This is a genomic window from Nostoc sp. (assembly GCF_036917515.1).
Taxonomy (GTDB): domain Bacteria; phylum Cyanobacteriota; class Cyanobacteriia; order Cyanobacteriales; family Nostocaceae; genus Nostoc.
Genome location: NZ_JBALDE010000114.1, coordinates 48,714 through 70,788 on the forward strand (window position 1 = coordinate 48,714; position 22,075 = coordinate 70,788).

Consider the following 22,075-nt stretch of genomic DNA (forward strand, 5'->3'; position numbering starts at 1 on the left):
TCTCCTAACTCTTAACTCCTTTCATTCTGCCCCTAAAATACTTGCAAGTAAAGCCTTTTGAGCGTGGAGGCGATTTTCTGCCTGTTCCCAAACTCGTGATTGGGAACCTTCTATAACTGCCTCGGTAATTTCTTCACCGCGATGGGCTGGTAAGCAGTGTAAAACAATTGCCTCTGGATCGGCAAGACTTAATAGCTGCTCTGAAATTTGATAAGGCTGGAAAATTGGCATCCTGTTGTCTGCTTCTGCCTCTTGCCCCATACTCGCCCAAACATCAGTGTAAAGTACCGCAGATTCCTTAGCAGCTAATTCTGGATCGTGAGTGACAAGGACTTCAGTTTTGTGATTAGCGATCGCTCTTGCTTGCTCTATAATCCTAGAATCTGGCTCATATCCACTAGGAGTAGCAATTCTAACATTCATCCCCACCAAAGCACAGCCCAACATCAGAGAATTAGCAACATTATTTCCATCACCCACGTAGGTTAAAGTTAACCCAGCAAGAGTGTTAAAGCTTTCTTGAATCGTCAATAAATCAGCTAATACCTGACAAGGGTGTTCTGCATCGGTAAGCGCATTAATTACCGGAATCTTGGCATAGTGAGCAAAAGTTTCCAAATCCTGCTGGGCAAAAGTGCGAATTGCCAAAATATCCAGATATCGATCTAATACCCGCGCTGTATCCTGCAAAGGTTCCCCACGACTAACTTGAGTGACATTAGGGTTGAGATCAATTACCTGTCCACCAAGTTGGTACATCGCCACAGTAAAACTTACCCGTGTACGAGTTGAAGCTTTGGAGAACAACAACCCCAAAACTTTATTACACTGCAACTTCAACTGTTGTGATTTAAGTTGAGTTGCCAATTGCAGGAGTTCTTGAAGTTCCGTAGAACTGATGTCCGTTAAACTTAATAAGTCTCTTCCGAGCAATGCTGCCATGCTTGTAATCTGTAAAAAATAATTATATATTTCTGTTCCTTTATTCAGCTGTGCCAAGAAAATATAGTTTTAGAACTGATTAGGTATTTTTGGGTTCAGCCCAGGATTTGAGTTAGCTTTTAATATGAATATTAATTTATCAACTTTCTTAGTGATTCTGAATCACTGATTTTTTCTGGATCTTCACAATGGCAACGTCAGACAAAACTATCTATGCGTACACAAGCAGCGATATTGCTGAAATTTCTGGTCTTTTAGCCTAATTTCTGATGAGGCAGCTATTTTTTATTTATAGCTAGACAAATAAATAAATTAATGGTAGTATGATAAATTGAATTATGGTTGCTAATTAAGAGTAATCGTCAAACGTGCCAGCATAGCACAGTGGTAGTGCATCCGACTTGTAATCGGAAGGTCGCGAGTTCAAATCCCGCTGCTGGCTTTATATACACTTACAAATTATATGTAATTTGCAAATTAATGTCGTTTTTGGCAAATTAATTTTGTGGAGGCATTTTTTGGACTCAATTTAATTATGCTAACTTTTCGCAAATTAGTGTCGCCGAATTGTTTGGAATTAAGTATCAAAATAATATTATAGGACTTACGCATTAACAGAATAGTAAAATAATGTATTGAAATACAAGAGTCGTCTAGTTATTAGGTATCGGACAAAGAGAAATCAGCAAACCATCGACAGCACAATGCAATCTGGAACATTACACTCTATTTCTGCTATTAGAACCAAAACATGGACGATGTTGTAGATTAGCAAAGATATTGGCAAAAGTGTCACATGACAGTGTGAACAGGTTTTTGTTGTAGAGAGAGATACGAACCGAAAGATTTATTTGATACAGTCAAATAAATCATTAACCTAGTACAGCACGGCGTAAATAGAGATACCATTCACAATCAGGGAAAAGCTTACAACACAAGCTTTTTGACTTTTGACTTCCGCCTTGCGGTACTACTGGTTTGTCTCATTAGATTTTGTTTTCTAATTTTTTAGATCCTCCTTAGCCTGCTTTTTAAAAGGGGACTAGGAAGGATCTAAAGATTTGATGGCAAATTTAAAAACATACTCTAGATTTTCTGCTGAAGTTGGGGCTGTGGGGTAGCACGGAGAGAGAAGGGAGAAAATTTCACCTTGTCCCCCTCATCCCCCTCGGCTCCTCTTCTTCTAGACTGTGGGGGTCAAAGATTGTACCCTTGGTTCCGATTGCCAGTCTAAAGGATTCCAAACTCGATCTTCCAGCGCCATCTGCTCAATTAAACTTGCAAGTCTCAGAGCTTTGAGAGCTTGTTCACCACCTACTGAAGGTTGATTGCCACCGTGTACACAGTTGACAAAATGTTCTAATTCTGCACTTAGTGGTTGAATATTGCTGGTGTAAACTTTTTCAATTACACCATCTTGTTTATAAAGTACTTGTCGGTGGTCGGTGAGAGAATTGGCAGCCATTTGTCGGTGAATCAAAATTTCATTCTTGAGAAAATCTGCCTCAGTAAATGAATTTTTGCAATGGGCAACAATTTGGCGAATTTTGCGGTGGGTGACTTTACTGGCAGTCAGAGTAGCAACAATACCATTGGCAAAGCCCAAGGTGGCGGTTACGTAATCTAAATAACCAGAGTCTAAGGAGCGAGTACCGCTAGCAGTCAATTTCGTTACTGGGGAAGCAGCTAATTCCAAAAGTAGGTCGATGTCATGGATCATTAAATCCAGCACAACTGAAACATCGTTTGCTCGATCTGAGTAAGGACTCATTCTGTGGGCTTCTAGCGCCAGTAATTCCTCTGTTTTTAGAACTTGGCTCAGTTCTTTAAAAGCTGGGTTAAAACGCTCAATATGACCTACTTGCAGGATACACCCAGACTCAGCTGCGGCATTTACTAAAGACTCTGCCTCAGAAATACTGGCTGCGATTGGTTTTTCAATCAAAACATGAATTCCCGCTAACAGACAGTTGATGCCCACGGCATAGTGCAGACGGGTGGGAACAGCTACACAAACTGCTTCCACAAGGGGTAGCAGATCGCAGTAATCTTCAAAAAAACGCACCTTGTACTTGCTGGCAGTTTCTAATCCTCGCTCGACATTAATATCTGCCACTCCGACTAGTTCAACATCTTTCATTGAACTCAGCACGCGAGCGTGGTGTTGTCCCATGTTACCCACTCCAATCACGCCTATGCGGATTGGTCGTGGCTGGTTGCGCTGTGTATATAGATTCGGTTCTGCCACTGACATGCTATTTTGCACTATTATTCTCTCCTCAACCACCAAATTTAGAGACGCTACGGCCGTTGGCGTTTATACTCGAAAGCCGGTTACGATCCGTCTAAAACCATCCAGATGGTAACATAGAGCCTATGTTTATGAAGAATTTCAAAGTTTGTGATCGGTTCCCGTAATCCAAATATCTTTTGTATAGATATTTCGAGTTTGCTTTGGATTTTACACTTTCTACAAAAATATATGTATTTTTATTAACTTTAAAAATTTCAGTAAGATTTAAGTATAAATTCTCCTTTGCATTGCTTTTTGGCATCTTGTTAAGGTTTGATGCAGTGATTTGAAATCCAAAATTTGCAACCGAGATGAAAGCTGTAATTCTGTTATCTGGGGGATTGGACTCTTCCACAATTTTGTACAAAGCTCAAGCTGATGGCTGTGAATGTCATGCTATTTCCTTTGATTATCAGCAGCGACATCGACGAGAGTTACAATCAGCACTCAGTGTCGCTCAAAAAGCTGTGATCACAAAACATCAGGTAGTTAACTTTGACTTACGACGATGGGGCGGTTCGGCCCTTACTGATAATGCCATTGATTTACCCCAGGAACGATCGCTGGATGAAATGTCTCAAAATATTCCTGTAACATACGTTCCAGCTCGTAATACCATCTTTTTAAGCTTTGCTCTTAGTTACGCCGAAGCGATCGCCGCAGAGCGTGTCTATATCGGCGTTAATGCCCTGGATTACTCAGGATATCCTGATTGTCGCCCCGACTATATCCAAGCAATGCAAGAAGTTTTTCGCTTGGGAACTAAACAAGGGCGTGAGGGACGACCAATTAATATTGTTGCACCCCTAATCAACCTGAAAAAAACCGAAATCATCCAACTGGGGAACCAATTGGGAGTTCCTTGGGAACTAACTTGGTCTTGCTATACTGGTGGAGATGTCGCCTGCGGTGTGTGTGATTCTTGTCGCTTACGGCTAGCAGCTTTTGCCGAATTAGGACTTGTCGATCCACTGGCGTATGCATAGTAGAGGCATTGGCAAAACAGGGCATTGAGAAGAGACAATGTGGAGACTTTGTTCAATAATTCCCTCTTGTCCCCCTTGTCCCCCTTGTCTCCTCATCTCCTTTACTCCCCTGCTCCTCTGCTCTCCCCTCTTCCCCTAACCGTCGCAGTTGAATTTGATGTAGGCGTGGGCCAACAATCGATACCACGGTGAATTCAAGATTTTGATAACAAAAGGTTTCGCCTTTGGCAGGAATTTTCTGTAACTCATACAGCAAAAAGCCCCCTAGTGTTTGGTATTCTCTGGTCAGGGGCAAATTGAGATGCAAAACTTCGTTGAGGTCTTCAATGTTGATTTGTGCTTGCACCAAAAATTTTTGCTCATCTAACATCTGAATTAGTAAGTCTTCACTGCTTTCAAGTTCGCTGGGATCGCCAATAATTTCGGCAATCACATCTTTAATTGTCACTAGTCCCACAGTAGAGCCAAATTCATTGACTACCATAACCATAGCGGGTTTCTCTTGCTGCATCATGGGCAAAAGTTCACTCAAGGGCGTGTGTTCTGGAACAAACCGAGCGGGACGCATCCAAGGTTGGATCTGTGTCTCTAAACTGAGCTTTCCTACAGCCAGAGGTTGTGCTAAATCTTTAAAATAAACAATACCGCGAACATCGTCCAAAGATTCACCAATCACAGGATAGCGAGAGTAACCAGTAGAAGCCATTTCCCTGAGTAATGTCTGGAAGGTAGCATCTTTTGGTAGTGTGATAATACTGGTGCGGGGGATCATCACATCTTGGGCCATGACATCCCCAAACTCAAAGACATTATTGAGCAGTTCTCGCTCTGCACGCTGTAAACCAGTAGATCCCCATTCTGTAGAGATAATCAGTTGCAATTCTTCGGGAGTCACAGGCGGTCGCCAGCCTTGACCTGTGTATTGGATACCAAAAATCCGCAAAAAGCAACGAGTTGATTGGTTAAGAATCCAGATGAAGGGGCCAAAAAAACGCACGATCGCTTTTACGGGAGGCCCCAAAAACCTCGCTAGCTGTTCTGAGTACAGCATGGCTAAGGATTTGGGACATAGTTCTCCGATCACAATTTGCAAATAGGCAATCAAGAAAAAGGCGATAGGAATTGATAGGGAATGGGCGAGGAAGGCAGTCATCCCACCTGGTAAAGGCCAGGATCTTAACCAAGCATTCACCAGCACAACAATCGTACTTTCACCAATCCATCCCAGTGCCAAACTAGAGAGGGTAATGCCTAGCTGGGTGGTAGATAGCAGTCGGTCAATACTGCGTTGTAACATTTCTACAGCGATCGCTGGAATATCTCCAGCCTTAACTAGCTGGTGAATACGCGATCGCCGTACGCTCACCATCGAAAACTCCGCCGTCACAAAAAAGGCATTTATGGCAATCAGTAGTAACACTGACAACAACCGCAGCACCACGTCTATCAAACTTAAATTAGGAAAACCACTCACCGTCAAAGCTCGTGTAAAACTCACGCCCTCCATTTAGGGGGATTAGGGAATGGGTATCGGGGATTGAGTATTGGGAAGAATTCAGTCCCCAGTCCCCAGTCCCCAGTCCCCAGTCCCCAGTCCTTTCCTACCTTTCTACAGGAATATTCGATGCCTCTAGCTTCAATTGTTGAGCGGGATAATCAGTCAGAGCAAGTGATATTTTCTTGACATCATCAAGTAAAGCTGTAGGAATGCTCACTGTACCTGAAAATACTGGCCCATTTACAGGTAATTCTGTTGGTAAACCCTCTGTACTTGCACTCAGGGTTCGTCCTTTGTCATCGGTAACATCTAAAAAACTATACAAGAAGCGCACAGAATCTTTACCTTTGTTCTGCATTTTCACTTTCAGTAGCAAATCACCACCAGAGTAGCGGGCAGATTGCACAGTCATTGTTACACCCTGACTTTGGGCAGTAACCGGAAAACCTGGCAGGGGTTTTTCTTCAACTACTTCTGGGGATTTTTCCTCTGGCTTTTGCTTGCTGCTATTGGTTTCTTCATCATCTTCCTCTGGCTTTTCCGATTTAGCAGCTTTGGTCTTACCCTCAATTCGTGCTTTGACGATTTTCAGAATCTCTTCCTCTTTTAATAGCACTAACCCTCCCTGTTGGGAATTATTTGCCTTATTGCTGGCGAATTTGGTTGTCGGACGCCCATCTGGTGTAGTTACGCCTTTAAGTGCTGAACTTCCCAGTTCAAAGCCCAAAAAAGCGCTCACGGAACCTGCTCCCATCATCAGAATTAACAAAATCAAAGTAAGAAGTACAGTAGAATTTATTTTCATCGCTGACAAGCTATCACAATAGAATGCTGGTCTATTTAAGAATAGTGAAGCTTTTGACCTCAATCCTTAAAGGAACTTAATCAATATTAGTTTGCACTATATTTACGATCAAATTATGTAGTATAAAAATCTGGTAAATTATTGTCCAGTGTTTATGGGTGGAAAATCTGTGATATAATTACGGAATTGGCTAAACTCAGTGCAGAAGCTATTTTTATTACTCTAAAATTAGCAAATAAAGTTGACCTAAGAGTTGAAGTAATTTACTCGTAGCAACCCACAAACCAACAAAACAAGCGCCTTTGGCCGATTGGGGAGGCAACGAACTCATAATTCGTCTTCAGGCTGGTTCGATTCCAGCAGGGCGCACTGAATCATCAAAAAGTAGTAATACAAGGGCATTGGGATTAGGGGAGAGGTGACAGGTGATAGGAAATAATCTGTACCCTATTCCCTTGTGACTCCCCACTCCCAAATCTTACCGAGATGGTAAAGTTTCAAACCGGAATTCAGTTCCGACTTTAAGTTTGTTGCTATAGCGAGGAGACATCATTAGCGATGTGTCATAAGGATTTGGTAAATCAGGAGTACGAATATAAGGATCGTTGCCAACTTGCTGAATCAGGGCATCATGATATAAAGTATTAACCAACTCGGCATCGCGGGCAATTTCATTTTCTGGGAAGGAACCACCGAAACTAGAACCAAATCCGAGAAATGAGTCTAGTTGACGCTTGAGGCTGCCATTTTCGTAGAAATTGCGATCGTGACTAAAATAGGCTCGTTCAAATACATCACTCGTAGTTTCAGAATTGGGTGTTGCCGTTTGAGCAAATGCAATAGAGGGAAAAGCAATACCAGCAGTAAGCAGTACCAATAAACCGCCAAAGATTTTAAATTTTATACGCACGTTTCTGACTCCTCAACTTTTGCTTTGGGCGAATCTTAATTTATGCTGAAGTTCAGAACTCTGATGAGTTCAACCTTTGGTGTAGCACAACTTTTAATGTTTTGTAATGACGTATCCTACTGAAACTCTTACCAACTCAGATATTTGGGCAACCACTTCTGATTTGACCACTTTGCGCTATAAGTTACTAGATTTATTTTGCCAACTTGCTTATCAAGAGGGTGATTTTCTCCTCTCTTCTGGGCTGCGTAGTTCTTATTACGTCAATAAAACGCAGGTAACACTTCATCCTCAAGGTGCTTTGGCAGTTGGACGGTTACTATTTCCTTTATTACCTGTAGATACACAGGCTGTAGGTGGTTTAACAATGGGGGCTGACCCAATTGTGACAGCAGTGAGTGTAGTTTCTGTTTATGAAAACCGCCCAATACCAGCGCTGATTATTCGCAAGGAAGCCAAGGGTTATGGTACAAGAGCTTATATAGAAGGCCCCAGTTTACCAGAGGGCGCAAAAGTAGTAGTTTTGGAAGATGTAGTAACAACTGGGCAATCTGCTCTAAAAGCAGTTGAGCGTCTTAAATATGCAGGTTATACCGTAAATCAAGTAATTTCACTGGTAGACAGAGATCAAGGGGGAGGTGAGTTGTACCAGTCAGCAGGGTTGAAGTTTGAAACTTTGTTTTCGATTCGGGAAGTTCAAGAACGCTACCGACAACTTGCGAATTCATAAATAAAAGGAGATAAATATGCAAGCAACTATATCTACAAAACTAACACAAGAAAAAGTTGAGAAAGCTGTGAACGCAATTCTTGAAGTACTAGGAAAACCAGAAAACGATTTACACCACAAAGTGTTAACAGCTTTTCAGAATGGCGATCATCAAACTGTAAAGAGACTGGCATCTACCAACCTGACTGATTATTATTGCAAAGCTTTGGGATACCTGGGAGGAGCGCTGAAGCTTACTCCAAACACAGATACTATTTTGGCAGAATCGGCTCGTAATGCAGCTGAATTTGTGAAAGAAAAAGCATTGCAACACCTTGGTATTAAGATCGCTGATGCTTTGAATTAACCAATGCAATGAGCTTGTGCGATCGCTCTAAAATAAATCAAAAAATCCTTCTGAAAAACTTTTCAAGAGGGTTTGTGTAAGTACCTATTGTGGTCGTCGCAACAAGACAAAAAACTACAAGCAAATTCTAGTCAGGAAGATCCTTGTCTTTCAACAAAAGCCAGCAGGAGGATTTGAACTCGTGACCTTCCGATTACAAGTTGGTTGAGGACGGGATAGAGGCAGGAGAGGCAGGAGAGACAGAAAGGTGGGGAATGGGGCAAGAACTCGCTTTGTTGCTCATATCCTCTAGCCCTTTCAAGGTGAGCATATGTACTATCAGAGTTTTGACGGCATTTCAGGCATCGACTGCAATTGAACAAAGAAATGCTGCATTCAACCCCAAATTTTTGGACTGTAAATTTAAGTGATCGCATCCTCGAAATTAGGAAAATTGGTTGAAATTGAATGTTTTCATGTAGTACAAACGTTCACCTTGAAAGGGCTAACTGTAGGACTTACGCATTGACAGAATGGTAAAATAATGTATCAAAATACAAGAGTTGTCTAGTTATTAGATATCGGACAATTAGAGAAATCAGCAAACCATCGACAGCACAATGCAATCTGGAACATTACACTATATTTCTGCTATCAGAACCAAAACATGGAGGATGTTGTAGATTAGCAAAGATATTGGCAAAAGTGTCATATGACACTGTATACAGGTTTTTGTTAAGAGAGAGATACGAACCAAAAGAAAGCGATTAAAACACACATATTTTGCTCACTTCAAGCATGTGTTAGGTTAGAAAAAATGCGCTCTGATAAGATGATTTCTAATTGGTATGAATTACAAAGAAACTTATTCACTGTTGTTATACGTAAATACATTGTGGACAATCTCACTCATACTTGTGCTGTCTAGTACAGATAGATGAGATTTTTTGTCAATGCGTAACTCTTATACCCTTTAAAAAAGCTAAAGCTGAATTTAGTAACAAGACTAGTCCAGCAATTTCAGGAATTGACTCAATGCTTGAATGGATAACTAATACTATCAACTATTTTGGCTATTGGGGAATTGCCCTACTAATGTTTTTAGAAAATCTTTTTCCCCCCATTCCTTCAGAATTGATTATGCCACTGGCTGGATTTACAGCAAGTCCATATCAACCAGGAGGGGCAAAGCTGAATATCATTGGTGTGTTTTTCGCAGGACTTTTGGGTTCTGTATTGGGCGCGCTTATTTGGTACTATCCGGGTAAGTTTTTGGGTGAAATTCGTTTGAAAACTTGGGCTGACAAGTATGGCAAATGGCTGGCTATATCCAGTAAAGACATCACCAAGGCCAAAGAGTGGTTTGACCAACAAGGTAGAACAGCAGTATTAATTGGTCGTCTTATGCCAGGAATCCGCACCTTGATTTCTGTTCCTGCAGGTATTAGCAATATGCCTTTGCTACCATTTTTGTTTTACACAACATTCGGTAGCGCTGCTTGGGTAGGTTTGTTAACATACTCAGGATACATATTGGGTAGTCAGTATGAACTTGTGGACAAGTACCTTGCTCCTGTATCCAAAATCGTACTTGGCGGTTTGGTTCTAGCATTTGTTTTCTGGATATTCAAGCGCCAGTTAAGACGCACTAGAAGATGAAACACGGACGGTTTTGGTTTGAAAGCAGTGAAAGCAGGGGTTACATCTGGCCAAAATTCGCCTACACTATGCCAAATAATACTAGATGTGCGTTGGCAAAGCCCACCAGAGGTATCGCCGGAATTAATTTTTGGCGTATTTCTAGCTACACTTGACGCAACCTAGAATTTCTGGTTGCTCGCATTTTTGTAAGATGAGCATGACAACTTTTTACAGTTAAGTTTGAACTAGGAGCTTTCATGACAGACCAACCTTCCGCAGCTACCCCAATCAATGCCGCTGCTATACCCATGAATAGGCAGCCATTGGCATCGACTCCCATAAATGCTGTTAATAATAATCCTCCTTCCGGTATCAAGCCAGGCGGTATTCCAGGGAAAACCATTCTCAGTGTTGATTTAGGCAGAACTTCCACAAAAACTTGTGTGAGTCGCGAACCAGGCAGTGTAGTGTTCGTACCTGCCAACGTCAAGCAGATGTCGATAGAACAAGTACGCGGTGGTGTTTTTGAAGCCAGAGCTACTGACCCCTTAATGGATTTGTGGCTGGAGTATCAGGGAAATGGATATGCTGTTGGTCAACTGGCAGCCGATTTTGGGGCGAATTTAGGAGTTGGACAATCTAAAGTAGAAGCTGCACTGGTAAAAGTATTAGCAAGTGCTGGCTACTTCAAACTCAGAGATGATATCTCAGTTGTACTGGGTCTGCCTTTTCTTTCCTTAGAGCAATTTGAAAAGGAAAAAGCACAGTTAATTAGCCAAGTCGGTGGCCCTCATGTGTTGAACTTCCGAGGCGAATCTATATCGCTGAACGTCAGTAAGGTATGGGTGATGCCAGAAGGCTACGGCAGCTTGCTGTGGTCTGAAGCTCAACCCAAGAAAAACCCTGGCAGTCCCGATTTTACAAAAATATCGGTGGCGATCGTCGATATTGGACATCAAACTGTCGATCTTTTGATGGTAGATAACTTCCGTTTTGCTAGAGGTGCTTCTAAGAGTGAAGACTTCGGGATGAATAAGTTTTATGAATTGGTATCTGCCGAAATTGAGGGAGCAGATAGTCAATCTCTAGCGCTGATTTCCGCTGTGAACAAACCCAGAGGCGAACGCTTTTACCGTCCTAAAGGCGCTAGCAAGCCCACCAACCTAGATGATTTTCTTCCCAACCTCACAGAGATGTTTTCGCGCGAAATCTGTAGCCGTGTGCTAGCCTGGTTGCCAGAACGCGTCACCGATGTGATTCTGACTGGCGGGGGTGGTGAGTTCTTCTGGGACGACGTTCAACGTCTGCTCAAAGAAGCAAAGATTAATGCTCATTTAGCAGCACCTTCCCGTCAGGCGAATGCTTTGGGGCAGTATATTTATGGAGAGGCACAATTATCCTCCAATCGCGCTGCTAGGGCATAAAGCTGATGTTCCAATGGTCAAAAAAGGTAGTTAAATCCGTCACGTTCAACCCAGAGCTTGCTGATGAAAGCTTGTTAGCGCAAGTAGAAAGTTATTTGGAAAAACAACCAGACAAGACTTTCAGCGACCTCTGTAAAGAAGCCTTGTGGCAATCTTTATGTGTACCGGAACCTGTACAACCTGCTCCACAAACGGCAGTAACAACACCCATCGATCAACAAATCGGTGAACTGCAACGTCAAGTGGCTGGACTTGAGGAACGTTTTTTTGCCAAGGGATCTAATCGTTTGGAGGCGATGGAACATCATCTACTGCAACTTTCTCAACAAGTTGCACAACTGGCGCTCATAGTCAACGATCGATCGTTCATTCCGTCTCCAACTCAATTAGAAGTAGTAAATAATACTTCTTATACTGTTGCTACCCCTCCTCAAGAGGTTGACCCCGTAATCAGTCGCCTTAGTCAGTTTCTCGATGATTTTTAAGGAAAAATCAGGTTTATGAGTAGTTTTTGCTCATGTTAACAATCCTTAATAGTATTAACTATTAAGGATTGTTAATGTTTATATATATTTTATACACATACAATATTTGGATTTGGCAACGAGCGAGATGCTACCCTTTTTCTTTGGAGACACCACGTGAACGGAAAGTGGCTTTGCGTCAATGCATCTACGCGGCTAATTAAGTTATTTAAAACGAGCGATCGCACATCAATTTTAGTATTTGGTCAAAGTGGGATACAGTATTATTTAAAAATCTACAGCAGGAAATTACCCAGTTATACTGAGATAAACGAGTGTAAGTCCAAACACTGTTTGAGGTCAGTTGAGATTTGTCACTATGAGCAATACCAGTTTTTGGAAGCCTGCTTATCAGCTTTTTAAGCCAGAGGAACCACTTACTACACCTGAAGAACTGAAAAATTTTTATGTCCAGCGAGCTAACAGTCCTGTAGAGAATTTAATCACTTTCTTGGATATGGAGGACGACCCAGCTAAATTTTTACTAGCAGGTCACAGAGGTGGTGGTAAAACTACAGAATTGCGGCGATTAGAACAACATTTGAACAGCAAGTATACAGTAATTTGGATTGATACTATAACTGCTCTCGACCAGTACAACATTGGCTATGCTGAAGTTGTAGTCCTAATTGGAATTAAAATTTTTGAAAAAGTCATTCAACGAGAGTGGGGCTTAAAAGGCGATTTATTAAATGATTTACTCGAAAGTCTTAAAACTGTAGTTTATCAAGATGAAGATACTGAAAACACTGGTCTTGAACTTCCAGAAATTATCAAAAAACTAGGTCTAATTCTTAAACAAGGACTAACTAGAAAAGTTACTACAACTCTCAATATTCGTCCGCAGCTTAGTAAAATAATTGAGCGAGTTAACGCCATCATAGAAGCTGCCGAGAAAAGAAACAAGCAGAAGTTACTGGTGATTGTAGATGGTCTTGACCGACACGATCAAGTTACAGCCTTGGAAATGTTCGCTAGTCCACTGTTGACTCAGCTAAGTTGCCATATTATATATGCAATTCCAATTTCACTTAGGTATTCTCCAAGCTTTCGTCAACCAATGGAAAGCTTTCAAAAATGTTTAGATTTAACTAATCCACCAGTATTTGAGTGCGATGAGAATTTATGTCCTACTACAGTCCCTAATCAACTTGGTAGAGACAGTCTTAATAATGTAATTTATAAGCGTTTAGCAAGTTTGGGTGATGCTTATAAGGGTTTATTTAATCCAGATGCGTTAGAACTAATTTCGGAAAAAAGTGGCGGTGTGATGCGTGACTTGGTGCGATTGGCTCGTACAGCTTGTGAAGTTTCTTTAAGGCTAAATTTGATATATGTAAACTTAGATGTTGCTAAAGAAGCTGTGCAAGAAGTTCGCAGAGAATATAATTTAAGTGATTACCATTTTTACGAACTAGATAAAGTTCACCGCACAGGTTGCTTAACTACTAATACCCATAGTTTGCCTAACAAAGGTCAGTTTGTGATTTGTGATGAGCTTTTGCAAAACAAGTTTGTATTAGGTTATTACGCTCATAATAAAAAATCTTGGTTTGATGTGAACCCGATTCTTTTAGAAGATTTACAACGTTGGCAAGCTGCTAACTCTCCAAAAATTCAATAGTTATTTTTTCTCGCAATTAGCAATTATTCATTAATAAAAATGGCTTCTAACGAATCTACCACTTACTTTATAAGTGCAAATGACGCCACAGAGCTAAATAAATTAGTTAGTTTCTTAGAATTATCTAGTGGGACAACGACAATTTTTGCTATTGCACCGGAAAGTGGCCCACAACATCCGGTAGTTGAAGAAATCAAGTTAATTTTATCAGATAGTCATCCTACTTTTAATGAACCTCAAAATTTCTTTTACAGTCAGAACTCACTTTATAACTTTCTCTATAGTTTAGATGAAACTGGACTGCATAATTCTCAAAATAAACGCAAGTTGGTAATGGCATTTGGAATTGACCAACTGCCAACGCCTCGCCTGAAACAAGAGATGAAGCAGTTGAATTTAGGGAGAGATTCGCTATTTGGGCGGGAATTAGTCATAATTTTTTGGCTGAATAAAGAGGAATTTTTAGAAGAGTTTCGTAACCGTGCGCCTGATTTCTGGGATTGGCGGGGTAAGTTAGTGAAATTTGAGGCACGTCCACCCGTAAATCCCCTGTTTTATCCTTATCTGGAGTGGTTGATAGCTGAGAATTCCTATCTCAAAATCAGTGGCGTGATGCAAGTCCAGCGCCAAGTGGATATTTTTCTGGATCAAATTTATGTTTCACTGCAAGCAGTAAGGCGACAACAAGTTACAGAAACGTCGAAACTAGACCACGAGATGACTACATTTCGCAAAGCTGAACATAGGTTGAGCATGAGCATCTCTAGTCTCTATGAATTAGACGAACCTTCTCATTACGAACCAGTTTTACTAAGTTCAATACCCACTACTAGCACCAAAACAGTAACACAAAGAATTGATTTATCTCATGCAGTGCGGGAGAATCAATACTGCGTGATTCTCGGCGCTCCAGGTGCGGGAAAGACAACGCTACTGCGCTATTTAGCACTACATTTTGCTACAGCGAAACGCGATCGCAATGAAACAGTAATAGGTGGCGAACCCCAAGAAGAATTGGGTAAGGCTCTGTTGCCAATTTTCTTTCGCATTGCTGACTATGCAGAACGATTACAACAAGAACCAGAATTAAGTCTGCTGGACTATCTGCGCCAATTCTACCGCCAGTGGGAAGCTTACTTTCAAGATGAAGCTGAAGCGGGAACTGAGATGGCGACGCTACTATTAGAAAAAATGCGCCAAGGGCAGTGCTTAATGCTGCTAGATGGGTTAGATGAGGTATTTGAACAAGAAAGCCGCAGGCTGATTGTGGAAAGGATTGATCAGTTTGTCAATGCTTTCTCTACTAATAAATTTGTCATTACCAGCCGCATAGCTGGCTACCGTGATGTGAAACTGAGTAGCCGTTTTGCGGAGTTCACTATTGAGGATATGGGTGGCGAACAGGTAGAAAAATTCCTGGGACGCTGGTGTTTGGCGATAGAAGGAACGCAGCAGCCAGAAGCTAGTGAGGCGCAATGGCAAAGAGCAGGAGATGACCAAGCAAGGAAAATTTTAGAGGCAATTAAAGACAATGAAGGTGTAAAGCGCTTGACAGCGAACCCTCTGCTGTTGACAATTTTGGCATTGATTCACCGCAATGGTGAACGCTTACCTAACCGCCGGGTGAAACTTTATGAATTGGCAGTGCAAACCTTGACCGAAGATTGGCAGCTAGGTAAGAAGTTGCCAGATGCTCCGAAAGTGCTGCTGAACCAAAATGAAGTAGTGGCATTTTTAGCACCACTGGCTTACTGGATGCATGAGGAGAAGCCCTCTGGTTTAGTCACTGAGGCAGAAGTTGAACAACAGTTAGCAGCAAAGTTAGCAGAATTAAATGATACTGACCTAGAATCAGACTCAGTGCGGCAAGCCGTGCAGGAGTTTTTACGAAAAGTGCGGGAAACCACAGGTCTATTTGTGGAACGTGCGCCAGGAGTCTACGGCTTTATGCACCTGACGTTTGAGGAGTATTTTGCTGCACGTTATATCGCTGACAATGAAGTAAGCGATATTTTAGGAATTATCCGTAAACATTTGCATGAGCCACGATGGAATGAGCCGATTTTACTGGCTTTAGGCTATTACGGAATTTATTCTCCTAAACAGGTTAATAAGCTAGTTGAGCAGCTTTTCAGTAATCTTGAGGCTTATGAACCTGTAATTCGAAGTAGTAAGTTAAAAATCAAAAATGTATCTTCACAGGATGCGATTATCATCTGGTCAGGTTTGCAAGAGGAATCAACTACTAACTGTAACCAGATGGAATTACAGTTGAAAGATTTGCTATTCGCTGGGGAGGTTTTAACTCAAGTTGAGGTCAATAGTAGTCGTCGCAAAAAGCTAATTCAAAAATTAGTTACGACCTATCTCGGTTTAGATACAGACTTTGAGGATAATACAACGAAACAACTATTAAGGCTGTTACGCCAAATTGAACTGTTTAACCAGAAAGGTGAAGTTCTGGTACAACTGAAAGAATTTGCTAATGACTCAATACTTTCTGAAGAAATACGGGTAAAAGCACAGACAGCTATTCTTTATGTTGCTTGTGGTGAACCAGGGGCAGGATTAGTTAGTTGTGCCATTGATATTGTTAATCAGCTAGAGCCTACTATATTTTGTTGTCTAAGAGAGTTGGTTAAAGAACTAGGTGAAGAAATGACACCTGCTTTAGAAAATAGTCTGGAAAATTATAGTGGCGATCAAGATTCTCAAAGGGCATTAAACTTACTCACCGCAATATCTTATATTCGTACAGATAAATATACAAAAGCTGTTGAGCTTCTAGAAGAAATCAATATTCAGCCTAATGTCAGGTACAGTGCTTATATAGCTTGGTCAATTGCAACTTGTTATCAGGAAGAAGATAAATTTGATAAAGCAATTGACCACTATCAAGAATGCTTTGAAAAACTAGCCTTATATATTCATCCATCAGCTTTTCTACTGTTTTGGAGAAATCGAGGTGCTTGTCATCGCTTACACAGCAAATATGAGCAGTCACTAGAATGCTTCCAGCAGGCTTTAGCTATAGACAGAGAACGTCAAAAGTCTGAAGATGAAGCAAGTGATCTGTCGAATATAGCTAGAACTTATCAAGAGTGGGGTAAATACGAACAAGCGATCACCTATTACCAACAAAGCCATGACCTCTGTAAGCAATTGGGCAAAGATCAGGATGTGGCTAATCAGTGGTATAACCTAGCTGGGTGCTATCGTGATTGGGGTAAATATGAACAGGCACTCGATTGCGAACTCAAGGATTTAGAAATTTGCCAAAAGTTAGAAGACCAATCACAAGTAGCTTTGGCGTATTTTCACTTAGGCTACATCTATCAAGCATGGGGAAAATATAAACAAGCGATCGCCTACCACCAACAAAGCCGCGACCTCTATGAGCAATTGGGTAAAGAGAAGAATGTAGCTGACTTGTGGTATTGGTTGGGTGATTGCTATAGGGAATGGGGTAAATATCAGCAGGCTGTAGAGTGTGAGCAAAAAGAATTAGTAATCCGCCAGCAGTTGGATGACCAACCCGAAATTGCTCTCGCTTACTGGCGCTTAGGACGAATTTATCAAACTTGGGGTAAATACGAACAAGCGATCACCCATTACCAACAAAGCCGTGACCTCTATAAGCAATTGGGTAAAGAAAAGAATGTAGCCAACCAGTGGAGTTCGTTGGGTAATTGCTATCGAGAATGGGGCAAATATCAGCAGGCTATCGAGTGTCAGCAAAAGTGTTTGGCAATCTGCCGAATCTCAGAAGACCAAACGAGAATAGCTCTCTCCTACTTTTGGTTGGGAAGAATTTATCAAGAGTGGGGTAGATACGAACAGGCGCTCGCTCACTACCAACAAAGCCGTGACCTCTATGAGCAATTAGGTAAAGAGAAAGATGTAGCTGACCTGTGGTATCGGCTAGCTGATTGCTATCGTGATTGGGGTAAATATCAGCAAGCCGTAGAGTGTGAACAAAAGGACTTGGCAATTTGCCAGCAGTTAGATGACCAAACCGAAATAGCTCTTGCTCATTATCAGCTAGGACGTATATATCAAGCATGGGGTAAATATGAAGAAGCGCTCGCCCACTATCAACAAAGCTGTGAACTTTATGAGCAATTGGGTTTAGAGAAGGATGTTGCTAACTTGTGGTACTGGCTAGCTGATTGTTATAGCGACTGGGGCAAATATGAACAGGCATTAGAGTGTCAACAGCATTGTTTACTCATACGCCAGTCATTAAATGACACATCATTGATAGCTATAACTTACCGTCAATCAGGTGAAATTTATCAAGCATGGGGTAAATATGAACAAGTGATCGCTTACTTCCAACAAAGCCTTGAACTCTATGAGCAATTGGATCAACAGAAGAATGTAGCAAATCAGTGGTACTGGTTAGGTAGTTGCTATCGGAATTGGGGAAAATATGAGCAGGCACTCAAATATCAACTCAAGGATTTAGCAATCCGTCAACAACTAGATGACCAAACAAATGTAGCAGATGCTTACAGACAACTAGGCTCGATTCATCAAGCTTGGGGCAAATATGAACAAGCGATCGCTTACTTCCAACAAAGCCTTGAACTCTATGAGCAATTGGATCAACAGAAGAATGTAGCAAACCAGTGGTACTGGCTGGCTAGTTGCTATTTGGATTGGGGAAAATATGAGCAGGCACTCGAATATCAACTCAAGGATTTAGCAATCCGTCAACAACTGGATGACCAAACAAATGTAGCAGATGCTTACAGACAACTAGGCTCGATTCATCAAGCATGGGGCAAGTACGAACAAGCGATCATCTACTTCCAGCAAAGCCATGACCTCTATCAGCAATTGGGCAAGGAGAAGAATGTGGCTAACTTGTGGTCTTGGCTAGCTGATTGTTATGGCGACTGGGGCAAGTACGAACAAGCATTAGAGTGTCAGCAGCAATGTTTGCTCATACGCCAGACATTACATGACACATCATTAATAGCTATAACTTACCGTCAGCTAGGTAGCATCTATCAAGCTTGGGGGAAATATGAACAAGCGATCGCCTACCACCAACAAAGCCATAACCTTTATGAGCAATTGGGTCTAGAGGAGAATGTCGCTAATCAACTATCTTGGATCGCTAGTTGCTACCGCAATTTAAAGGATTACACGAAGGCAATTGAGTATTATCAGCAAAGTCGAAATCTCTATCAGCAGTTAGGTCATGATGAGAGTGAAGCTACACACTGTATGCAACTTGGTAACAGCCAACGCTTGCTAGCAAAAAATAGCTTAGATAGAGCAGTAGCTTTTGAATTATTGTCACAAGCTGAACAAAATATCCTTCAAGCAATTCAAATTAGTACCACAGGAGACTATAAAAAAAATCTTGCTTACGACCACATTGTCTTTAGCTTAATCTGGTCAGAACGCTTACGCCTGTCGTCTTTTAATGACTCGTTACCGCAAGAACAAATTGCCCAATTTGAAGAATATTATAATACAGGCTTGACATATCTTGCCGAACTGGGGCAGATAGTAAATCGAGCAGATGGAACTCTTGATATTGCTTATGCTTATCTAGAAGTCAGTGTCTTAAAAAATCTTGACCGAGCCGAAGAATTAGTCCAAGAATCCCTCCAAGTTTTTCAGGAGTATAATTGCCGGAAACTAGAAGCTTCATCTCGTAAACTCTTGGGCGAAATATACCTGAACCGCTGCCAGCTTCATCAATCAGATACTAAAGCAATTGCTATCCAGTTTTTGACTGAAAGTCTGCAAATCTACAGAGAGCTTGATTTAAGCGAAAAAGCTGCTGAGGTAGAGCAGTTAATACATCCAAATCTGGACAATGCTGGAATACTTAGCGATTAGAATTCGCCTCTACATAAACCAAGCTTGCGTAGATACTATATAAAAAGTCTACAAAGGCGGATTTTACTTGTAAGCTAAAAAGCGCTGTCTGACGACAAGTCACTGCCTGTCTACGCACTCTATCTATTGCACAAATTTGCTCACTTTTGTATTGAAACAGCCGAATATTATTAATACATACTATTACTAGATTCTTTTTTTACTTTATACACTGTATAAATGCTAGAATCCTCAAGTATACAGTTAGGATACCTAGATGCCAGTTGTAGCTAACTCAATCAAGTTTGGTACAGACGGCTGGCGGGGCGTTATTGGTGATGAGTTCACCTTTGAACGCCTAGCCCTGGTCGCGCCAGTCGCCGCAAAAGTATTATATGATACATATTTTTCGACAGTGGGTAGCAGGACAATAATTGTCGGTTACGATCGCCGATTTATGGCGGAAGACTTTGCTCGTGCTGTCGCCGATGCTGTCACCGCCATCGGATTTGATGTTTTACTCAGTGAAACCTACGCCCCAACTCCAGCTTTTAGTTGGGCAGCAAAACAACTCAACGCTTTAGGGGCGCTGGTAATTACAGCCAGTCATAATCCTGGTGCATATTTAGGTTTAAAAGTCAAGGGATATTTTGGTGGTTCGGTGTCGCCAGAAGTCACAAAAGAGATAGAAGCACTGTTGCTCGAAGGAGTACCACCCGCAGCTACTCCAGGTAAGCAAGAGAAATTCGATCCTTGGCCCAGTTATACCCAAGCCCTAGAAGGTAAAGTTGATATTGCCAAAATTCGAGAAGCGATCGCATCTGGCAAACTGACATTATTTGCCGATGTCATGCATGGCGCTGCTGCTAGTGGATTGGCGAGACTATTGGGTAATCAGGTCAAAGAAATCAACAGCGATCGCGATCCCCTCTTTGGTGGCGGTGCGCCGGAACCATTGCCTAAATACCTTTCAAAACTATTTGAAGTCATTAGGACTCACCGAGAAACCGATAAATCAGGTTTAACGGTGGGGTTGGTATTTGATGGAGACTGCGATCGCATTGCAGCAGTAGATGGAGAAGCAAACTTCCTAAGTTCCCAAGTATTAATCCCGATATTGATCGATCACTTAACCCTGCGGCGCGGCTTTAGTGGTGAAATAGTCAAAACTGTTAGTGGTTCCGACTTAATGCCCCTTGTAGCAGCACTACATAACCTGTCAGTCTTTGAGACAGCAGTTGGTTATAAATACATTGCTGACAGAATGTTAGTCGCAAAAGTATTGCTGGGCGGCGAAGAGTCGGGAGGAATTGGCTATGGCAGCCATATTCCCGAACGTGATGCACTGCTGTCAGCCTTGTACGTACTAGAGGCGATTGTAGAATCTGGTTTGGATTTAGGTGAGTATTATCGCCACTTGCAGAAACAAACAGGGTTTACCTCAGCATACGATCGCATTGACTTGCCCTTGGCAAGTATGGAAGTGCGATCGCGTCTTTTGCAACAACTGCAAACCCAACCCTTAACAGAAATTGCAGGTAAAACAGTGATTGATTGCCAAACAATTGACGGCTACAAATATCGCCTAGCTGATAAAAGCTGGTTAATGATTCGCTTTAGTGGGACTGAGCCAGTTTTACGGCTATACTGCGAAGCCCCAACAATTGAGCAAGTGCATCAAACTCTTGCTTGGGCGAAACAGTGGGCAGAGTAAAATTAATCATTAGTCATTTGTCTTTTGTCCTTTGTCCTTAGTAAATAACCAATGAACAATGACTAATGACCAATGATCAATCACTAATTACCAATGACCAAATTACTCGTAGTAGCTACAGGAAATCCTGGTAAGTTGCGAGAAATGCAAGCTTACCTGGAAAATTCTGGTTGGGAATTAACTCTTAAACCGGAAGAATTGGAAATTGAAGAGACGGGCGAAACTTTTGCCGCCAATGCTTGTCTAAAAGCGTCACAAATTGCTAAAGCTACGGGAAACTGGGCAATTGCTGATGATTCGGGTTTGCAAGTAGATGCCTTAAATGGCGCACCAGGGGTGTATTCTGCACGTTACGCCAAAACCGACTCAGAACGCATTGCTAGGGTATTGAGAGAATTAGGTAACGAGATAAATCGGCAAGCTCAATTTGTTTGTGCAGTAGCGATCGCTCGTCCTGATGGTGCGATCGTATTACAATCTGAAGGTATTTGTCTCGGCGAAATTCTCCATACACCGCGTGGTGATGATGGTTTCGGCTACGATCCAATTTTTTATGTGCCAGAGTTGCAATTGACCTTTGCTGAGATGACACGGGAGTTGAAGGGGTCAATAAGTCATCGAGGCAAGGCTTTTGCTGCTTTACTTCCCCAACTAGATACAGTGCTCATTTCTGAGTCCTGAGTCAGGAGAAGATAAATCACCATTTGGCTTTACTAATTTTAAATGTTTATTATAGCAGTCGCCATCTTAGTTAGGACGTAGAATATATAGAGAAGTGATTGATTTCTGCATTCGTATGGCAAACCCTTACAGTTATGATC

The 22,075-nt window shown here is 41.7% G+C and carries 16 protein-coding genes, 2 tRNA genes and 2 pseudogenes; 15 read left to right on the top strand and 5 right to left on the bottom strand.

From position 1 onward, the window contains the following. Positions 1 to 21: 21 nt before the first annotated feature. Positions 22 to 942 carry an ornithine carbamoyltransferase gene (argF, locus tag V7K89_RS14725; protein WP_335188239.1) on the bottom strand — a complete coding sequence of 307 codons (921 nt, stop codon included), beginning with the start codon at positions 940 to 942 and terminating at the stop codon, positions 22 to 24. Between the two features lie 370 nt (positions 943 to 1,312). Here argF and V7K89_RS14730 point away from each other — a divergent pair. Together V7K89_RS14730 and V7K89_RS14735 are read left to right on the top strand one after the other, a co-directional pair. Beyond that, positions 1,313 to 1,384 (top strand) — tRNA-Thr (locus V7K89_RS14730). 224 nt (positions 1,385 to 1,608) lie between these two features. Further along, positions 1,609 to 1,807 (top strand): annotated as a pseudogene (locus tag V7K89_RS14735) (IS701 family transposase); the annotation flags it as partial. Between the two features lie 318 nt (positions 1,808 to 2,125). Here the strand turns inward: V7K89_RS14735 and V7K89_RS14740 are convergent. Next, entirely contained in the window at positions 2,126 to 3,208 is a 1,083-nt protein-coding gene (locus tag V7K89_RS14740; RefSeq protein WP_335188241.1) for a Gfo/Idh/MocA family oxidoreductase, read from the bottom strand. Positions 3,209 to 3,546: 338 nt separating this feature from the next. Between V7K89_RS14740 and queC the strand changes: the two genes are divergently transcribed. Then, complete coding sequence (gene queC / locus V7K89_RS14745) at positions 3,547 to 4,221, top strand: 7-cyano-7-deazaguanine synthase QueC (protein WP_335188243.1); 675 nt, start codon at positions 3,547 to 3,549, stop codon at positions 4,219 to 4,221. A gap of 52 nt (positions 4,222 to 4,273) precedes the next feature. Here queC and V7K89_RS14750 read toward each other — a convergent pair whose 3' ends face one another. Then, positions 4,274 to 5,728: a hemolysin family protein gene (locus V7K89_RS14750; protein WP_335188245.1), complete on the bottom strand. Its 1,455-nt coding sequence runs from the start codon at positions 5,726 to 5,728 to the stop codon at positions 4,274 to 4,276. A 94-nt stretch (positions 5,729 to 5,822) separates the two neighbouring features. Then, positions 5,823 to 6,524 (bottom strand): hypothetical protein, encoded by a 702-nt coding sequence (locus V7K89_RS14755; RefSeq protein WP_335188247.1) that lies wholly within the window; start codon positions 6,522 to 6,524, stop codon positions 5,823 to 5,825. Positions 6,525 to 6,820: 296 nt separating this feature from the next. Here V7K89_RS14755 and V7K89_RS14760 point away from each other — a divergent pair. Next, a tRNA-Ile gene (locus V7K89_RS14760) sits at positions 6,821 to 6,893 on the top strand. A gap of 109 nt (positions 6,894 to 7,002) precedes the next feature. Here the strand turns inward: V7K89_RS14760 and V7K89_RS14765 are convergent. Further along, the gene (locus V7K89_RS14765; RefSeq protein ID WP_335188249.1) at positions 7,003 to 7,434 is read right to left on the bottom strand and encodes a hypothetical protein; all 432 of its coding nucleotides are present in this window, start codon (positions 7,432 to 7,434) and stop codon (positions 7,003 to 7,005) included. A 106-nt stretch (positions 7,435 to 7,540) separates the two neighbouring features. Here V7K89_RS14765 and pyrE point away from each other — a divergent pair, with 106 nt between their 5' ends. The 11 genes and pseudogenes from pyrE (at position 7,541) to rdgB (ending at position 21,935) form a co-directional block, all read left to right on the top strand. Continuing rightward, entirely contained in the window at positions 7,541 to 8,164 is a 624-nt protein-coding gene (gene pyrE / locus V7K89_RS14770) for an orotate phosphoribosyltransferase (protein ID WP_335188251.1), read from the top strand. Between the two features lie 16 nt (positions 8,165 to 8,180). After that, entirely contained in the window at positions 8,181 to 8,510 is a 330-nt protein-coding gene (locus V7K89_RS14775; RefSeq protein ID WP_335188253.1) for a hypothetical protein, read from the top strand. Positions 8,511 to 9,077: 567 nt separating this feature from the next. After that, positions 9,078 to 9,251, top strand: a pseudogene (locus V7K89_RS14780) (IS701 family transposase); the annotation flags it as partial. Positions 9,252 to 9,524: 273 nt separating this feature from the next. Continuing rightward, positions 9,525 to 10,148: a DedA family protein gene (locus tag V7K89_RS14790; RefSeq protein WP_335188257.1), complete on the top strand. Its 624-nt coding sequence runs from the start codon at positions 9,525 to 9,527 to the stop codon at positions 10,146 to 10,148. Between the two features lie 18 nt (positions 10,149 to 10,166). Beyond that, a complete protein-coding gene (locus V7K89_RS14795; RefSeq protein ID WP_335188259.1) occupies positions 10,167 to 10,313 on the top strand; it encodes a hypothetical protein in 147 nt (48 codons plus the stop codon). A 74-nt stretch (positions 10,314 to 10,387) separates the two neighbouring features. Next, complete coding sequence (locus tag V7K89_RS14800; protein WP_335188261.1) at positions 10,388 to 11,554, top strand: ParM/StbA family protein; 1,167 nt, start codon at positions 10,388 to 10,390, stop codon at positions 11,552 to 11,554. Positions 11,555 to 11,559: 5 nt separating this feature from the next. Next, positions 11,560 to 12,039: a plasmid segregation centromere-binding protein ParR gene (locus V7K89_RS14805; RefSeq protein ID WP_094347280.1), complete on the top strand. Its 480-nt coding sequence runs from the start codon at positions 11,560 to 11,562 to the stop codon at positions 12,037 to 12,039. Positions 12,040 to 12,397: 358 nt separating this feature from the next. Continuing rightward, a complete protein-coding gene (locus tag V7K89_RS14810) occupies positions 12,398 to 13,702 on the top strand; it encodes a P-loop NTPase fold protein (protein ID WP_335188263.1) in 1,305 nt (434 codons plus the stop codon). Positions 13,703 to 13,741: 39 nt separating this feature from the next. Continuing rightward, positions 13,742 to 19,561, top strand: coding sequence for a tetratricopeptide repeat protein (locus V7K89_RS14815; RefSeq protein WP_335188265.1), 5,820 nt, complete (start codon positions 13,742 to 13,744; stop codon positions 19,559 to 19,561). A gap of 256 nt (positions 19,562 to 19,817) precedes the next feature. After that, positions 19,818 to 21,254, top strand: coding sequence for a phosphoglucomutase/phosphomannomutase family protein (locus V7K89_RS14820; RefSeq protein ID WP_335188267.1), 1,437 nt, complete (start codon positions 19,818 to 19,820; stop codon positions 21,252 to 21,254). Between the two features lie 93 nt (positions 21,255 to 21,347). After that, a complete protein-coding gene (rdgB, locus tag V7K89_RS14825) occupies positions 21,348 to 21,935 on the top strand; it encodes an RdgB/HAM1 family non-canonical purine NTP pyrophosphatase (protein ID WP_335188269.1) in 588 nt (195 codons plus the stop codon). Positions 21,936 to 22,075 lie beyond the last annotated feature (140 nt).

Excerpts from the sequence above, each read along its gene's own strand:
- queC (WP_335188243.1), top strand. The coding sequence starts at position 3,547 with ATGAAAGCTGTAATTCTGTTATCTGGGGGATTGGACTCTTCCACAATT.
- V7K89_RS14810 (WP_335188263.1), top strand. The coding sequence starts at position 12,398 with ATGAGCAATACCAGTTTTTGGAAGCCTGCTTATCAGCTTTTTAAGCCA.
- rdgB (WP_335188269.1), top strand. The coding sequence starts at position 21,348 with ATGACCAAATTACTCGTAGTAGCTACAGGAAATCCTGGTAAGTTGCGA.
- V7K89_RS14800 (WP_335188261.1), top strand. The coding sequence starts at position 10,388 with ATGACAGACCAACCTTCCGCAGCTACCCCAATCAATGCCGCTGCTATA.
- V7K89_RS14805 (WP_094347280.1), top strand. The coding sequence starts at position 11,560 with ATGTTCCAATGGTCAAAAAAGGTAGTTAAATCCGTCACGTTCAACCCA.
- argF (WP_335188239.1), bottom strand. The coding sequence starts at position 942 with ATGGCAGCATTGCTCGGAAGAGACTTATTAAGTTTAACGGACATCAGT.
- pyrE (WP_335188251.1), top strand. The coding sequence starts at position 7,541 with ATGACGTATCCTACTGAAACTCTTACCAACTCAGATATTTGGGCAACC.
- V7K89_RS14790 (WP_335188257.1), top strand. The coding sequence starts at position 9,525 with ATGCTTGAATGGATAACTAATACTATCAACTATTTTGGCTATTGGGGA.
- V7K89_RS14815 (WP_335188265.1), top strand. The coding sequence starts at position 13,742 with ATGGCTTCTAACGAATCTACCACTTACTTTATAAGTGCAAATGACGCC.
- V7K89_RS14820 (WP_335188267.1), top strand. The coding sequence starts at position 19,818 with ATGCCAGTTGTAGCTAACTCAATCAAGTTTGGTACAGACGGCTGGCGG.
- V7K89_RS14775 (WP_335188253.1), top strand. The coding sequence starts at position 8,181 with ATGCAAGCAACTATATCTACAAAACTAACACAAGAAAAAGTTGAGAAA.
- V7K89_RS14755 (WP_335188247.1), bottom strand. The coding sequence starts at position 6,524 with ATGAAAATAAATTCTACTGTACTTCTTACTTTGATTTTGTTAATTCTG.
- V7K89_RS14750 (WP_335188245.1), bottom strand. The coding sequence starts at position 5,728 with ATGGAGGGCGTGAGTTTTACACGAGCTTTGACGGTGAGTGGTTTTCCT.